15 protein-coding genes are annotated in these 15,857 nt (G+C 59.5%); 6 read left to right on the plus strand and 9 right to left on the minus strand.

Annotated features, from left to right (window positions below):
* Positions 1–91: 91 nt before the first annotated feature.
* A complete protein-coding gene (locus ACXX83_RS25800; RefSeq protein WP_458549963.1) occupies positions 92–475 on the minus strand; it encodes a PaaI family thioesterase in 384 nt (127 codons plus the stop codon).
* The gene (locus tag ACXX83_RS25805) at positions 475–2,799 is read right to left on the minus strand and encodes a Tex family protein (RefSeq protein WP_095964510.1); all 2,325 of its coding nucleotides are present in this window, start codon (positions 2,797–2,799) and stop codon (positions 475–477) included. Before ACXX83_RS25805 ends, ACXX83_RS25800 begins: the two co-directional genes overlap by 1 nt.
* A 361-nt stretch (positions 2,800–3,160) precedes the next feature.
* Here ACXX83_RS25805 and ompR point away from each other — a divergent pair, with 361 nt between their 5' ends.
* Both ompR and ACXX83_RS25815 read left to right on the plus strand, forming a co-directional pair.
* Positions 3,161–3,901 carry an osmolarity response regulator transcription factor OmpR gene (ompR, locus tag ACXX83_RS25810; RefSeq protein WP_007972873.1) on the plus strand — a complete coding sequence of 247 codons (741 nt, stop codon included), beginning with the start codon at positions 3,161–3,163 and terminating at the stop codon, positions 3,899–3,901.
* Between the two features lie 115 nt (positions 3,902–4,016).
* Positions 4,017–5,330: an ATP-binding protein gene (locus ACXX83_RS25815; protein WP_015093020.1), complete on the plus strand. Its 1,314-nt coding sequence runs from the start codon at positions 4,017–4,019 to the stop codon at positions 5,328–5,330.
* A gap of 183 nt (positions 5,331–5,513) precedes the next feature.
* Here ACXX83_RS25815 and rimK read toward each other — a convergent pair whose 3' ends face one another.
* Both rimK and rimB read right to left on the minus strand, forming a co-directional pair.
* The gene (rimK, locus tag ACXX83_RS25820) at positions 5,514–6,419 is read right to left on the minus strand and encodes a 30S ribosomal protein S6--L-glutamate ligase (protein WP_007972871.1); all 906 of its coding nucleotides are present in this window, start codon (positions 6,417–6,419) and stop codon (positions 5,514–5,516) included.
* Positions 6,416–6,895, minus strand: a complete 480-nt coding sequence (rimB, locus tag ACXX83_RS25825) for a retropepsin-like aspartic endopeptidase RimB (protein WP_007972870.1) — start codon at positions 6,893–6,895, stop codon at positions 6,416–6,418. The genes rimK and rimB overlap by 4 nt, the downstream gene beginning before the upstream one ends.
* Positions 6,896–7,111: 216 nt before the next feature.
* Here rimB and ACXX83_RS25830 point away from each other — a divergent pair, with 216 nt between their 5' ends.
* The 3 genes from ACXX83_RS25830 to ACXX83_RS25840 all read left to right on the plus strand — a co-directional run bounded on the left by ACXX83_RS25830 (position 7,112) and on the right by ACXX83_RS25840 (position 10,369).
* Positions 7,112–7,516, plus strand: a complete 405-nt coding sequence (locus tag ACXX83_RS25830; protein WP_217836878.1) for an RNA-binding S4 domain-containing protein — start codon at positions 7,112–7,114, stop codon at positions 7,514–7,516.
* 228 nt (positions 7,517–7,744) lie between these two features.
* Entirely contained in the window at positions 7,745–8,647 is a 903-nt protein-coding gene (gene hslO / locus ACXX83_RS25835) for an Hsp33 family molecular chaperone HslO (protein ID WP_458549964.1), read from the plus strand.
* Between the two features lie 180 nt (positions 8,648–8,827).
* Positions 8,828–10,369, plus strand: a complete 1,542-nt coding sequence (locus tag ACXX83_RS25840) for a phosphoenolpyruvate carboxykinase (protein WP_015093023.1) — start codon at positions 8,828–8,830, stop codon at positions 10,367–10,369.
* 136 nt (positions 10,370–10,505) lie between these two features.
* Here the strand turns inward: ACXX83_RS25840 and ACXX83_RS25845 are convergent, their stop codons facing one another.
* The 5 genes from ACXX83_RS25845 to ACXX83_RS25865 form a co-directional block, all read right to left on the minus strand.
* Complete coding sequence (locus ACXX83_RS25845) at positions 10,506–10,862, minus strand: DUF1493 family protein (RefSeq protein WP_217836880.1); 357 nt, start codon at positions 10,860–10,862, stop codon at positions 10,506–10,508.
* Positions 10,859–11,044, minus strand: a complete 186-nt coding sequence (locus ACXX83_RS25850; RefSeq protein WP_217838484.1) for a hypothetical protein — start codon at positions 11,042–11,044, stop codon at positions 10,859–10,861. Before ACXX83_RS25850 ends, ACXX83_RS25845 begins: the two co-directional genes overlap by 4 nt.
* A 110-nt stretch (positions 11,045–11,154) precedes the next feature.
* A complete protein-coding gene (locus ACXX83_RS25855) occupies positions 11,155–11,454 on the minus strand; it encodes a hypothetical protein (RefSeq protein ID WP_217836881.1) in 300 nt (99 codons plus the stop codon).
* A 388-nt stretch (positions 11,455–11,842) separates the two neighbouring features.
* A complete protein-coding gene (locus ACXX83_RS25860; RefSeq protein WP_126048631.1) occupies positions 11,843–12,181 on the minus strand; it encodes a hypothetical protein in 339 nt (112 codons plus the stop codon).
* Positions 12,182–12,577: 396 nt separating this feature from the next.
* Entirely contained in the window at positions 12,578–13,642 is a 1,065-nt protein-coding gene (locus ACXX83_RS25865; RefSeq protein WP_458549965.1) for a S8 family peptidase, read from the minus strand.
* A 262-nt stretch (positions 13,643–13,904) separates the two neighbouring features.
* Here ACXX83_RS25865 and ACXX83_RS25870 point away from each other — a divergent pair, with 262 nt between their 5' ends.
* A complete protein-coding gene (locus ACXX83_RS25870; RefSeq protein WP_458549966.1) occupies positions 13,905–15,839 on the plus strand; it encodes a RecQ family ATP-dependent DNA helicase in 1,935 nt (644 codons plus the stop codon).
* Positions 15,840–15,857 lie beyond the last annotated feature (18 nt).

The raw sequence follows: 15,857 nt of genomic DNA on the forward strand, positions 1-15,857 counted from the left end.
TAGAGATGTCAACTGACAGACTGCATTCGCGAGCAAGCCCGCTCCCACAGTTTGCGTTGCGCTGAAATTAACTCAAATCGATGAGATCTAGCTACAGGACAGCGAACGTGCCTTGTGCTTTTGCGACCAGTTTGTCGCCCTGAATCACATCGGCTTCGACCACCAATGTGCGGCGACCCGGGTGGATCACCCGCGCCGTGCACATCACCTCGCCTTCGGATACGGCGCGGATGTAGTTGATCTTGCACTCGATGGTCGCGCTCTGCTGGTCAAAGCCGTGGGTGCTGGAACAGGCCAGCCCCATGGCAATGTCCACCAGGCTGAACAAGGCCCCGCCGTGGAGCTTGCCGCCGCGATTGCGCAGCTCGGGCTCCAGCGCCAGGGCGACTTGCGCCACCCCGGTTTCCAGACTGTGCAAGCGGCAGCCGAGCAGCTTGAAAAACGCGCTTTCGGTCAGCCCGGCGGGAATGTCCATCAGCGTTTCTTCAACTGCTTGGCATTGGCGAACAGCGAAGCCATGGCGTTGTTGCTCGGTGCTGCCGCCGTGGTTTCCTTGCGCGGTGCAGTGTTCTGGGATTGGCGGGGCGCCGACCCCGGACGCGCACCGCGAGCGCCGTCGATTTTCTCGCCCGGGGTATCGCTCATGCGCATCGACAGGCCAACGCGTTTGCGCGGGATGTCGACTTCCATGACCTTCACTTTCACCACGTCACCGGCCTTCACCGCTTCGCGCGGATCCTTGATGAACTTCTCCGAAAGCGCGGAGATATGCACCAAACCGTCCTGATGCACGCCGATATCGACGAAGGCACCGAAGTTGGTCACGTTGGTCACCACGCCTTCGAGGATCATGCCCAGTTGCAGGTCCTTGAGGTCTTCGACGCCTTCCTGGAACTCGGCGGTCTTGAACTCGGGGCGCGGGTCGCGGCCGGGCTTATCCAGTTCCTGAAGGATGTCGGTGACAGTTGGCAGACCGAAAGTTTCGTCGGTGAATTTTTTCGGGTCCAGGCGCTTGAGGAAGCCACTGTCGCCAATCAACGAACGAATATCGCGATCGGTCTCGGCGGCGATACGCTGCACGAGTGGATAGGCTTCCGGGTGTACCGCGGAGGCGTCCAGGGGATTGTCTCCGTTCATCACGCGCAGGAATCCGGCGGCCTGTTCGAAGGTTTTTTCACCCAGGCGCGCGACTTTCTTCAGCGCAGCGCGGGTCTTGAACGCACCGTGCTCGTCGCGGTGGCTGACGATGTTCTGCGCCAGGGTCGCGTTGAGTCCGGAAATCCGTGCCAGCAACGCCACGGAAGCGGTGTTCACGTCGACGCCGACGGCGTTCACGCAGTCCTCGACCACTGCATCCAGGCCTCGGGCCAGTTTCAGCTGCGACACGTCGTGCTGGTACTGGCCGACGCCGATGGATTTCGGATCGATCTTCACCAGCTCAGCCAGCGGATCCTGCAGGCGACGGGCAATCGACACTGCACCACGGATCGACACGTCGAGGTCCGGGAATTCCTTGGAGGCCAGCTCAGATGCCGAGTAAACCGATGCACCGGCCTCGGACACCATGACCTTGGTCATCTTCATCGCTGGATATTTTTTGATCAGCTCGGCGGCGAGCTTGTCGGTTTCACGGCTGGCGGTGCCGTTGCCGATGGCGATCAGGTCCACCGAATGCTTGGCGCACAGGGCGGCAAGGATCGCGATGGTCTGGTCCCACTTGTTGTGCGGCACGTGCGGGTAAACCGTGGCGTGATCCAGCAGCTTGCCGGTGGAATCAACCACCGCCACCTTGCAGCCGGTGCGCAGGCCAGGGTCGAGGCCCAAAGTGGCGCGCGGGCCGGCCGGGGCCGACAGCAGCAGGTCGTGCAGGTTGTGGGCGAAGACGTTGATCGCTTCGGTTTCCGCGCCATCGCGCAGCTCGCCCAGCAGGTCGGTTTCCAGATGGGTGTAGAGCTTGACCTTCCAGGTCCAGCGCACCACTTCGCCCAGCCATTTGTCGGCGGCGCGGTTCTGGTTCTGGATGCCGACATGCTGGCCGATCATGCCTTCGCACGGGTGCATGGTGCCCGGCAGTTCGTCGCCGACTTTCAGCGCGGAGCTGAGGATGCCTTCGTTGCGGCCACGGAAAATCGCCAACGCGCGGTGCGACGGCATGCTTTTCAGTGGTTCGTCGTGCTCGAAGTAGTCGCGGAACTTGGCGCCTTCCTCCTCCTTGCCGGCAATCACGCGGGCACTGAGGGTGGCTTCCTGCTTGAGGTAGTTGCGCAGCTTGTCCAGCAGGCCGGCGTCTTCGGCGAAGCGCTCCATGAGGATGTACTTGGCGCCTTCGAGGGCTGCCTTCGCGTCGGCCACGCCTTTTTCAGCGTCGATGAAACGTGCGGCTTCGGTTTCCGGGCTCAGGGACGGGTCGTTGAACAAACCGTCGGCCAGTTCGCCGAGGCCGGCTTCCAGGGCGATCTGGCCCTTGGTGCGGCGCTTCTGCTTGTACGGCAGGTACAAGTCTTCGAGACGGGTCTTGGTGTCGGCAAGCTTGATGTCGCGTTCAAGTTGCGGGGTCAGCTTGCCTTGCTCTTCGATGCTGGCAAGGATGCTGATGCGCCGTTCGTCGAGTTCTCGCAGGTAGCGCAGGCGCTCTTCCAGATGACGCAATTGCGTATCGTCGAGGCTGCCGGTCACTTCTTTCCGGTAACGGGCGATGAAGGGAACGGTAGAGCCTTCATCGAGTAGCGCGACGGCCGCTTCGACCTGTTGTGGGCGTACACCGAGTTCCTCGGCGATGCGGCTGTTGATGCTGTCCATAAAACCACCTGACAAATTGTGAAAGCAGGCTCGCAGGCTCAAGGATAAGGGCTCGGCGAGTCTGGTTGAGCGGCCTGGCCTGCGCCGCTACCTGGATCAAAAGGTATCCCGTTGACCCGTGAAATCGAACAATTACTGCCGACGCCATGAAAATAAGTGGCGTCTGTCTGTAGTACCTGTCTGATGTTGCCTGACACAAAAGGCCGCGCATTATAACCAGCGTTCTGTCGTTCGGGGGCATCACGGGTTGCCGGTGCAATGGCCGGTTTTCTGGCGCTAAAGGAAAAATCTGCTAACAATGCACACGGTGCGTATAACGGCAGCTACGCCATAATGCGCGCCGAGATCAAAGGAGCATCCAATGAGCAGCACTGCACAAACTGCTGAAGGCGAGAAAATTCTTATCGTTGACGACGATCCGGGGCTGAGCAGCCTGCTGGAACGTTTTTTCGTCAGCAAGGGCTACCGCGCCCGCGCCGTACCGAACACCGAGCAAATGGATCGCCTGCTGGCACGCGAAGTGTTCAACCTGGTCGTCCTCGACCTGATGTTGCCCGGCGAAGACGGTCTGACCGCCTGCCGCCGCCTGCGCAACGCGAACAACCAGATTCCAATCATCATGCTCACTGCCAAGGGCGACGAGCTGAGCCGCATCAAGGGCCTGGAACTGGGCGCCGACGATTACCTGGCCAAGCCGTTCAACCCGGATGAGCTGATGGCTCGCGTCAAGGCGGTACTGCGTCGCCAGTCGGCTCCGGTGCCAGGTGCCCCGGGCAGCGAAGACGAAAGCGTGACCTTCGGTGACTACGAGTTGTCCCTGGCCACCCGCGAGCTCAAGCGCGGCGAAGAAGTGCATATGCTCACCACCGGTGAGTTCGCGGTACTCAAGGCCCTGGTGATGAACGCGCGTCAGCCGCTGACCCGCGACAAACTGATGAACCTGGCCCGTGGCCGCGAGTGGGATGCCCTGGAGCGTTCCATCGATGTACAGATTTCCCGTCTGCGCCGGATGATCGAACCCGATCCGTCCAAACCGCGTTACATCCAGACTGTCTGGGGCGTGGGTTATGTGTTTGTTCCGGATGGTACCGCCACCAAGTGATTGGCGATGTGTAGGAGCGGGTCATGCGGACACCGGATCAATCGATCCTGTCCGCAGACTCGCAAACCGCAATATGCGAGCATCGCTCTTTCCTGCAAGTGTTTAACGGTTATCCATGAAAACCCCCGTTTGGTTCCCCCAGAGCTTCTTCTCCCGCACCCTTTGGCTGGTGCTCATCGTCGTTCTCTTCTCCAAGGCGCTGACCCTGGTTTATCTGCTGATGAACGAAGATGTGCTGGTGGACCGCCAGTACAGCCACGGTGTCGCCCTGACGTTGCGCGCCTATTGGGCTGCCGATGAAGAAAACCGCGACAAGATCGCCGAGGCCGCGACCCTGATCCGGGTGGTGGGTGCCGGTGTGCCCCAAGGCGAACAACACTGGCCTTACAGCGAGATCTACCAGCGGCAGATGCAGGCGGAGCTGGGTGCCGACACTGAAGTCCGGCTGCGCATGCATTCGCCACCGGCGCTGTGGGTTCGGGCGCCAAGTCTGGGCGATGGTTGGCTGAAAGTACCGCTGTATCCCCATCCGTTGCGCGGCCAGAAAATCTGGAATGTACTGGGCTGGTTCCTTGCTATTGGTCTGCTTTCCACTGCTTCGGCCTGGATCTTCGTCAGCCAACTCAATCAGCCCTTGAAACGTCTGGTGTATGCCGCGCGGCAACTCGGTCAGGGTCGCAGCGTGCGCCTGCCAATCAGCGATACGCCCAGTGAGATGACCGAGGTTTACCGCGCCTTCAACCAGATGGCCGAAGACGTCGAGCAGGCCGGTCGCGAGCGTGAGCTGATGCTGGCCGGGGTTTCCCATGATTTGCGCACGCCCTTGACCCGCTTGCGTCTGTCCCTGGAGTTGATGGGCGATCGCACCGACCTGACTGACGACATGGTGCGCGATATCGAAGACATGGACGCGATTCTCGATCAGTTCCTGGCGTTCATTCGCGACGGGCGTGATGAGTCGGTGGAGGAGGTTGACCTGAGCGACCTGGTCCGCGAAGTCGCGGCGCCCTATAACCAGAATGAAGAGAAAGTGCGGCTGCGCCTGGAGCCGATTCAGCCGTTTCCGTTGCGTCGTGTGTCGATGAAGCGACTGCTGAACAACTTGATTGGCAATGCGTTGCATCATGCCGGCAGCGGTGTGGAGGTGGCGGCGTATGTGTCTGGGGATGTGAGTGCACCATACGTGGTGCTGAGCGTCATGGACCGCGGTGCCGGGATCGATCCGTCGGAGCTGGAAGCAATCTTCAACCCGTTCACCCGTGGTGATCGTGCCCGGGGCGGGAAGGGCACCGGGTTGGGGCTGGCGATCGTCAAGCGCATTGCTTCGATGCATGGCGGGAATGTTGAACTGCGCAACCGTACCGGTGGTGGGCTGGAAGCGCGGGTGCGCTTGCCGTTGGGGTTGATGTTGCCGAGGGATGCGGTTTAAAACCTGATTTTTTCAGTGGGGCTGATGGCCCCTTCGCGGGCAAGTCGGATCGCCGCACCGCCGCTCCCACAGTGATTTTGGCTAGCCGAAATATCGCTATCAACCCAAAACCCTGTGGGAGCGGCGGTGCGGCGATCCGACTTGCCCGCGAAGGCGGCCTCCCAGCCGCCACAAAAAACAGGGTTAACCCTTACCCTTGGTCCGCGTCATATTCGGCCCGCCATTCTTCTCCAGATGCTCAATGATGATCCCCGCCACATTCTTGCCAGTGGTGGTCTCGATCCCTTCCAGCCCCGGCGACGAGTTCACTTCCATCACCAGCGGCCCGTGATTGGAGCGCAGGATGTCCACACCCGCCACCGCCAGCCCCATGACCTTGGCTGCACGCAACGCCGTCATGCGCTCTTCCGGCGTGATCTTGATCAGGCTCGCGCTGCCGCCGCGATGCAGGTTGGAGCGAAACTCGCCGGGTTTGGCCTGGCGCTTCATCGCCGCAATCACCTTGTCTCCGACGACGAAGCAGCGAATGTCTGCACCACCGGCTTCCTTGATGTACTCCTGGACCATGATGTTCTGCTTGAGGCCCATGAACGCCTCGATCACCGATTCAGCGGCGGTCGCGGTTTCGCACAGCACCACGCCGATGCCTTGGGTGCCTTCCAGCACCTTGATCACCAGCGGCGCGCCGTTGACCATTTCGATCAGGTCGGGAATGTCATCGGGGGAGTGGGCAAAGCCGGTCACCGGCAAGCCGATCCCGCGACGGGACAGCAATTGCAGCGAACGCAGCTTGTCCCGCGAGCGGGCAATGGCCACCGATTCGTTGAGCGGGAACACCCCCATCATTTCGAACTGGCGCAGCACGGCGCAGCCATAAAAGGTCACGGACGCACCGATCCGTGGAATCACCGCATCGAAACCTTCCAGCGGCTTGCCGCGGTAGTGGATCTGCGGCTTGTGGCTGGCGATGTTCATGTAGGCGCGCAGGGTGTCGACCACCACCATTTCATGGCCGCGTTCAGTACCGGCTTCAACCAGGCGGCGGGTGGAATACAGACGCGGGTTCCGCGACAGCACAGCGATCTTCATGCAACACCTGTGGAGGAGGTAGATACCGGGAACACCGGCTTGTCTTGTACATACTTGATGCCCGGATTGACCACCAACTGGCCGTGGATCAGGGCTTTGGAGCCGAGCAGCAGGCGATAACGCATGGATTTGCGGCAGGCGAGCGTGAACTCGACCCGCCAGACCCGATCACCGAGGGCCAGGGTGGTGCTGATCACGTATCGCACCTGCGCGTGACCGTTTGAGCTTTTAATGGTTTTCATCGTCACCAGCGGTGCTTCGCAGCGTCGGTGGCGAAGTTGTACGACGGAACCCAGGTGGGCGGTAAATCGCACCCACTGCTCACCATCGCGCTCGAACAACTCGATGTCGGTGGCGTGGAGGCTTGAGGTGCTGGCACCGGTGTCGATTTTTGCCCGAAGGCCGGCGACTCCCAAATCCGGGAGCGCCACCCACTCGCGCAGACCGACAACGGTCAAATGGTCAAATGTCTTCAAAAGTGCTCAACCGGTAGAAACCGCTCGGGCCGCACGCGGCCGGATTCGCGGTATTCACGCAGAATAATGATTAAAAGGCGACAGATATCTACGGCCCGGATTTCCAGCCTCGCAAGGAGGTTATGGAATGTCGGTATTGTAATCCGAGCCGGTGAAATTCTTGGTACGTCAGAAACGGTAGTACAGTTCACCAATATTTCAGAATGAGGAAATTCCATGGCACAAAAAAGCGAAGAGGACGACAAAGTCCGCCTCGATAAATGGTTGTGGGCTGCACGATTCTACAAGACCCGCGCGCTGGCCAAGGCGGCGATTGAAAGCGGCAAGGTGCACTGCCGGGGCGAACGCTGCAAGCCGGGTAAAGAGCCACGGGTCGGTGACGAGTTTGTGATCCGCACCGGTTTCGAGGAGCGCACGGTGGTGGTTCAGGCGTTGTCGATCGTTCGCCGTGGTGCACCGGAGGCACAGATGCTGTACACCGAAACGGAAGCCAGTATCGCCAAGCGCGAAAACGCCGCCGCCGAGCGCAAGGCAGGCGCTCTGGGCGTGAGCACCGAGGGCAAGCCGAGCAAGAAACAGCGACGGGATCTGTTCAAGTTTCGTGGCAGCAGCAACGAATGATTGACCGGGTCCGTCGATCACTCAAACAGGCAAAGACTTGTAATTGTGCTTGCGCGTAGCCATATGGGGTAACTCGCCTACCCTAAATGAGCCATTGGCAGTGCCATTCGTCGTAAAGCGCACACAATCGCCCGCCTGTAAGCCATAACCAGACAGCAAGGCGCTATGGCCAAGGCGCGACCTCGAATTCTGTAATCACTTTTGTCACCACTTCAGATACCCAGACTTATGACTGACCTACCGGATAACGACTTCACCCAACGCTTCATCTTCGATGACAGCGACACCCGTGGCGAGCTGGTCTCGCTGGAGCTCAGCTACGCCGAAGTCCTGGCCAAACACGCCTACCCGCAGCCGGTCGCGCAACTGCTCGGCGAGCTGATGGCGGCCGCATCGTTGCTGGTCGGCGCGATGAAGTTCGATGGCTTGCTGATTCTGCAAGCCCGCTCCGAAGGCCCGATCCCGCTGCTGATGATCGAGTGCTCCAGCGAGCGCGAGATCCGTGGCCTGGCCCGTTACGAAGCAGACCGTATCAAACCTGACGCGACCCTGGTCGACCTGATGCCGGACGGCGTGCTGGCATTGACCATCGACCCGACTCAGGGCCAGCGTTACCAGGGCATCGTCGACCTCGATGGCGCCACCCTGTCGGAATGCTTCACCAACTATTTCGTCATGTCCCAGCAAGTCGGCACGCGTTTCTGGCTGTACGCCGACGGCCGTCGCGCCCGTGGCCTGCTGCTGCAACAGCTGCCTGCCGACCGGTTGAAGGACGAAGACGAGCGCGCCGCCAGCTGGCAGCACCTCACCACCCTGGGCGGCACGCTGACTGCCGATGAACTGCTGGGCCTGGACAACGAAACCGTGTTGCATCGCTTGTACCACGACGAGCAGGTGCGCCTGTTCGATGTACAGAAGTTGCGCTTCCGCTGCAGCTGCTCGCGCGAACGTTCGGCCAATGCGCTGGTCAGTCTGGGTGTGGAAGATGCGCAGCAATTGGTGGTCGAACACGGTGGCAACATCGAAATCGATTGCCAATTCTGTAACCAGCGCTACCTGTTCGATGCCGCCGATGTCACCCAATTGTTCGCCGGCGCGGGTGTCGAGACGCCGTCAGATACCCGTCACTAAAACGGTTCAGCGCAGGTAAATTCACTGGCTACCGCCGGATTAACGCCGTTACGACAGGAGGGGCCTACTTTTTTTGGGCTTTTCTGGCATAATCCGGCCCACTTTTTTCGCGGTAGTAGTGCACGACTTTCTACTACAAAAACGTTTGGAGCACTCGGCCACTGGCCGACGGGGAACCTCATGACGCAAGCCAACAATGCCGTGTACACCGATCTGAGTGTTGATGATCTGGTTAAAGAAGCCCTCAATCGCGGTGAAGGCGAGCTTGCCGATACCGGCGCACTGGTTGTTCGTACCGGTCACCGTACCGGCCGTTCGCCAGTCGATCGTTTCATCGTTGATGAGCCGAGCACCACGGGCGCCATCGCCTGGGGCCCGATCAACCGCAAGTTCCCGGCCGACAAGTTCGACGCCCTGTGGGACCGTGTTGAAGCTTTCAACAACGCGCAAGAGCATTTCGTTTCCCACGTGCATGTAGGTGCGGCTTCCGAGCACTACCTGGCCGTGAAAATGACCACCCAGACTGCCTGGCAGAACCTGTTCGGCCGTTGCCTGTTCATCAACCCGGCTCAGTACAACCCGGCGGGTCGTGACGAGTGGCAGGTCCTCAACGTTGCCAACTTCGAATGCGTGCCAGAGCGTGACGGCACCAACTCCGACGGCTGCGTGATCATCAACTTCGCACAGAAGAAAGTGCTGATCGCCGGCATGCGTTACGCCGGTGAGATGAAGAAAGCCATGTTCTCGGTGCAGAACTTCCTGCTGCCGGCTGCCGACGTACTGCCAATGCACTGCGCCGCCAACATCGGCGAAGAGGGCGATGTGACCCTGTTCTTCGGTCTGTCGGGCACCGGCAAGACCACCCTGTCCGCCGACGAAAGCCGTTACCTGATCGGTGACGACGAACACGGCTGGGGCGAAGGCGTGGTGTTCAACATCGAAGGCGGTTGCTATGCCAAGTGCATCGACCTGTCCGAGAAGAACGAGCCGGTTATCTGGAAAGCCATCAAGCACGGCGCGGTACTGGAAAACGTCGTTATCGACGATGCCAAGCACGCCGACTACGCCGATGTCAGCCTGACCCAGAACAGCCGCGCCGCCTACCCGCTGGAGCACGTTGCCAAGCGCTCCGAGAAGAACCTCGGTGGCGAGCCGAACGCTGTGATCTTCCTGACCTGCGACCTGACCGGCGTACTGCCTCCAGTGTCGATCCTCAATGAAGAGCAAGCGGCCTACCACTTCCTGTCCGGCTACACCGCACTGGTGGGCTCGACTGAAATGGGTTCGGGCAGCGGCATCAAGTCGACCTTCTCCACCTGCTTCGGCGCACCGTTCTTCCCGCGTCCGGCTGGCGAATACGCTGAGCTGCTGATCAAGCGCATCCGCGGCTTCGGCTCCAAGGTCTATCTGGTCAACACTGGCTGGACCGGTGGTGGCTACGGCGTCGGCAAGCGCTTCAACATCCCGACCACCCGTGCCGTGATCGCAGCGATCCAGAGCGGCGCGCTGATCGGCACCGAGACCGAGCACCTGGACACCATCAACCTCGACGTGCCAGTGGCCGTACCGGGCGTTGAGACTGGCCTGCTGAACCCACGCAACACCTGGGCCGACAAGCCATCCTACGACGAAGCCGCCAAAGCACTGGCCGGCCTGTTCATCGAGAACTTCAAGAAGTTCGAAGTGAGCGACGCGATCAAGGCTGCGGGTCCAAAGTTGTAAGTGTTGGATTGAGCTAACGAAAAAGCCGCCCTTCGGGGCGGCTTTTTTGTGGGTGCGAGTCGGAGGATGTGAGGCGCAGCTACCATTATTCCAGCTGAATAGGCTTCAAACGGCCAGAATAGTGACACTTACGCGTTCAACCGATCCCTTCCAGCTTTCGCGTATCCCAACGTTGCGCTTTTACCGCTTGGTAAAGCATTTCGATAGTCAGTGGAACCTTGTCGCCACGCCCCTTCGCCCGTCGCTTGAGAAACACATCAAAACCTTCAGGCTGGAAGTAGCGATAGGCATCGTAGTCGACGAAGTCGATGGCGAACTGTTCTTCCAATACTTCCATCAGGTGCCGAGCATCAGCGCCATCGCAGCCCAAATCAAAGTTGATCGAGGTGTTGAGGCTAATGGTTTTGCGTTCGGGCAGACCGAGTTCTTCGTGCAGCAACTGCATGAGCAGTTGCATGGCGTGGTCGTCCGGGAAGTTGGGGGCGAGGTTCATTGCGGGGTGTCCGGTTGGGCTTGGGCGGATCTTATTGATTGCCGATCGCGAGAGGAAGGAGCGACTGACTTGATCGTTCCAGGGTTCAATGTTTCAGGTCGCGGGGAAGGCTGACGTTCATCCCGCAGGATCTCGTTCATCTGTTGCACGCTTTCCATTAGCTCATTAAAAAACTTGCTCATGGTTATCTCCTGCGCTCGATGACGGCTTTCCATGCTTTTTGTCCGTTGGATCAGATTTTGTCGTTTTGATCGTTCCCATGCAGAACATGGGGACTGATCTTCACGCAACGTCAGACCGGGGCTTTCCAGTTGAGCATTCGTTGCTGGGCGACTTTGAGCAGGTCGCAGCCGTCCTGGGTCAGCAGGTAGAGGGCGTGGGTGATGTGCGGGATGTCTTCGAGGTCGCCGTGTTTGAAGCATTGGCAGTGCAGGGTTTGCAGCAGCTCGCTGGACGCCCGGATGCGTTGGAGGGCGGCTTCGAGGATGTCTTGGGGGTTGGCTTCTGTGTCGATGATCAGAGGCGGGGAATCGGTGAGGTTGGTTTGGAGCGGTAGATAGCGTTCGTTGGTGAACGGATTCCATTTATTCATGATGTGCAATCTCAGATGTGTCAGAAAGGACCGCCATCATCGTGACCAAACGATGGGAGGCGACTGTGTTCGGGTTGGTCAACCGGTGAGATCTACGCACAGAACCGGTATGCCCGAAGGCATCCCAAACACAGCCACCATATAGCGTGCAGACACAAAAAAGCGTCGGCAGCATACAACGGGTGAGTACGTAGATCTAATTCGGGTGACCAAGCCCGAGTCGCTGATTTGGCAGCGACAGCCCGGACTATAGGATTGAGTGACTGGTCATCGATAGCCGACAAGGTGCCTTGTTTTGTAGGACCTTGCCGAAGCTTTCATAGGTCGTTGCTGACGGAGATATCCACAGCGAATTTTCTTGCATTCATATGGCCTCAACGGGACCGCGTTATCGTTTTTCGCGAGCAAGCCCGCTCCCACAGGGAGTTGTGGTGGGGCAAGCAACGTGTTTCGGCAAGCGCTGGCGGGCGATGTCGAGCAGGTCGTTGCCGTCCTGGGTCAGCAGGTACAGGGCGCTGACGATATTGGGGATGTCGCTTGCTTCGGCCTGTTTGAAGCAGGTGCAATAAAGGGTTTCGAGCAGGTCGCTGGCGGCGCGGATGCGTTGTCGGGCGGCGTCGAGGATCTCGTAGGGGTCGGCCTCGGTATCGATGACCAGCACCGGGGTTTCGCTGTAGCGGGTCTTTAGCGGGTGGTAGCGGGCTGTCAGTGAGTCGCGGTTTTTCATTGAGTGCGTCCTTTGCGAAATCGGCAAGTGTTCCCGGCAGGCCGAGACACTGTTTTCAGCCGCGCAGGAAACTATAGGAGGGTATGGCGTTGGGGGACAAGACGGCTGAGGTCGACACGCTTTGTAAGGGTTTTGTCATATTTGGAGGAAGGGGACTACAGGTTGTTGCTGGGTTTTCAACGTGAAATGGCGAGAGGTAAAAATGCCTACAGCATTCTCAGTCGCTTCGCAGTAAATCTCGGTAGAGGGTGCCTCGGACAATGTCGGGTGTTTCGAGTTTTACAGTGGCTGTGCTGGCCTCTTCCCAAGCAAGCCCGCTTCCACAAGGGGTCTGAGTCATGTGGGTGGTTCAGACTGGCGAGGTTATCTCGACGCTGCCGAACGACCCATACAGACTTACTCGGTCATGACCTTTGGCGCTTGGCGCGAGGCTGCTTCCAGATCCATCAAGCCTCTACCGTACGCTTCACTGTTGGCATAGAGGCCAGTCCGGTTCGCCGTCGCCAGCAGATGCTCGCGCACTTGCTGCGCAGTGAGCTCGGGGTAACGACTTTGCAGTGCCGCCAATGCTCCGCTGACCAGCGCGGCAGAAGGCGAGGTGCCAGCCGTCTGGGTGTAGGTGCCATCCTTGTTGGTGGTCAGCAGGCCTTGCCCTGCACCGGAGTCGCCACCCGGTACAGCAATGCACCAGGCTGCCGCCACGCCACAATAGTTGGATTTGGCATTGATGGCGCTGCCGTCGTTTTTCAACGCAACCACCGCGATCCAGCCTTTTTCCAGTTCGGGTATGGCGACAGGCAAGCCGGGTTCAGCCAAGGGTTCTCGTTTCAGTTCATTGCCGGTAGGGAAAACAAATACGGCGCCGTCCTCAACCAGTTTGCGCGCGGTCACCAGTGATTGCGGCATGACTTGCTTGTAACGCGCCTCGTTGATTTCGGTCGCAGGAATGGCGTTGGCCCACGAGTTGTTAAGGATGCGCGCGCCCTTGTCGAAACCTGCTTGCCAGGACTGAGCGATTTCACCGTCGAAGAAAAAGGGTTCGTTATCGTCGCCGAAGCGATAGGGGATCAGCTGTGCGTTGAACGCGACGCCGTGCATGCCCTGATCATCCTTGTTGGCTGCGAGGATGCCGGCCATCTGGGTGCCGTGACCGACCCGATCAAAAGTGCCGACCTGATTCTCCACATAGTCAAAACCCGGATCGCGCAGCCTTCCTCGAAACTCCGACAGGCTGCTGTTCAGACCCGAATCGATAAGCGCGACAGCCACACCCTGGCCGGTGCCGCCGCGTGCATAAAGACTTGATGCGTTGACAATCGCCAGACCTTTTTGGGCCTGATACTCCGGCGTTTCAAATGCTGCCGTGTCCAGGGAAGGCTGCTCCGGGACGGTCAGGCATCCGTTCAAAAGAAGGGGAAGTGCGAGGGTGCAGGCAAGCGGAAAAAAGTGTTGTGGGGACATGGTTGTTCCTTGATAAAGATCCGCTATCTCAGGCTTCCTGCATGATGGATACCTGGCGGAAGTTGATGGCGGTAAACCATACCGGCTGATGTAAGGCCGAGATCAGTGGGCAAAGTGCCTCCTGTGTTTCAACCTATGGCCAGGGATCGGTTGGTTGGGACGCTGTATCATCCCGTATCGTTTTCGCCCCCGACCTTTTCTCGACTCGCTGCAATCGCCGGCTAGGCTTTTGACTCCGCAGCGGTCAACGGAGTGACAGCTTATGCACAACACCCTGGAACAGGTTTTCGGTTATCCACAGTTTCGACCCGGTCAGGAGGCGGCCGTCAGTGCCGTGCTGGCCGGGCGTTCGGCGGCGGCGATTTTCCCCACCGGTTCCGGCAAATCCCTTTGCTACCAATTGCCGGCGCTGTTGCTGCCGCACCTGACGCTGGTGGTCTCGCCGTTGCTGGCGTTGATGCAGGATCAACTGGCGTTCCTGCAACGCCACGGCATCTCGGCGGGCAGTATCGATTCGGCCCAGAGCCGCGATGACGCCAGCGATGTCATGGCTCGGGCAAAATCCGGCGAACTGAAGATTCTGATGATCTCGGTGGAACGCCTGAAGAACGAACGCTTCCGGCATTTTCTGCAGCAAGTACCGATCTCGCTGCTGGTGGTGGACGAGGCGCATTGCATCTCCGAATGGGGGCACAACTTTCGCCCGGACTACCTCAAGCTTCCCGACTATCAACGCCAGTTCAATATCCCCCAGGTGCTGCTGCTGACCGCAACGGCGACGCCCAGGGTCATCGCCGACATGCAGGCGAAATTCGCCATCGCCGCCGACGATGTGGTGACCACCGGTTTTTATCGCCCGAACCTCAATTTGCTGGTGGAGCCGGTTCGTGGAGCGGACAAGCGCAGACGCCTCGTCGAGTGGATGAGCCAGCGTGCGGACCAGCCCAGCATCGTCTATGTCACCTTGCAGAAAACCGCCGAGCACATCGCCGAACACCTGAACCGCAACGGCATTCAGGCCGAGGCCTATCACGCCGGGTTGCCTCATGAACAACGGGAAGCGATCCAGTGTCGCTTCATGGGCGGGCAGTCCAATTGCATCGTCGCCACCATCGCTTTCGGTATGGGCATCGACAAAAGTGACATCCGCAATGTGGTGCATTTCGACCTGCCCAAATCCATCGAAAACTACAGCCAGGAAATCGGTCGCGCCGGGCGTGACGGGCAGCCGTCGGACTGCCTGGTGTTGGCCAACCGCGACAGCCTCAACGTGCTGGAGAACTTCGTCTACGGCGACACCCCCGAGCTCGATGGCATTCGTTGCGTGCTGGACGAGATGCTTGCCGCAGCACCCGAGGGGCAGTGGGAGTTTCTGCTGGGGCCGTTGGCGGATCAGAGCAATATTCGCCAATTGCCGCTCAAGACCTTGCTGGTGCAACTCGAACTGCGCGGGTTGATCGCACCGCGTTACGCCTACTACGCCGAGTATCGTTTCAAGTATCTGGAGGAGCCCGAGGCACTGTTGGCGCGTTTTGAAGGCGAGCGCAGGGATTTTGTCGCTGCGATCATCCAGACCTCCAGTCGCGCCCGGACCTGGGCCACGGTGAATTTCGAGGCGTTGCACGAGCAGCATCAGGCCGAGCGCAGTCGAGTAGTGAAGGCGCTGGACTACTTCCAGGAGAGGGGTTGGGTGGAGCTCGAAAGCAAGCAGATGACCGAGGTCTACAGCGTGCTGCAAAGCGGGTTCGACAGCGCCGCGTTGAGCGAAGAGTTGCACCGTTATTTCACTCGGCATGAACACACCGAGATCGCGCGGATACACGCGATGCTGGATCTGTTCGCTACCGACCGTTGCCTGGGCTATCGCCTGGCCGAGTATTTCGGCGACCACAATGCTCCGCAGCAATGCGGCCATTGCTCGGTGTGTCATGGGCAAGTCGCGCGGCTACCGGCACCACCGGAATTGCCGGCGCTTGTGGATAAAAATTTCGAGGCGTTGTGTGGCGACTTTATCCACAGGCATGAGCAGCACACGGGCAACGTGCCTTCGGCTGAACGCGTGACGCGGTTTCTGTGCGGGATCAGCGTGCCGCTGTTCACAAAACTCAAGGCACGGACGATTCCCGGATTTGCGGCGCTGGAAGATTATCCGTACGCCGAGGTACGCGGGTGGGCCCAGCGGTATCTGGCAGCCTGAACCACAACCCTTGTGGGA

The sequence above is a fragment of the Pseudomonas sp. GNP012 genome (genome assembly GCF_054343835.1).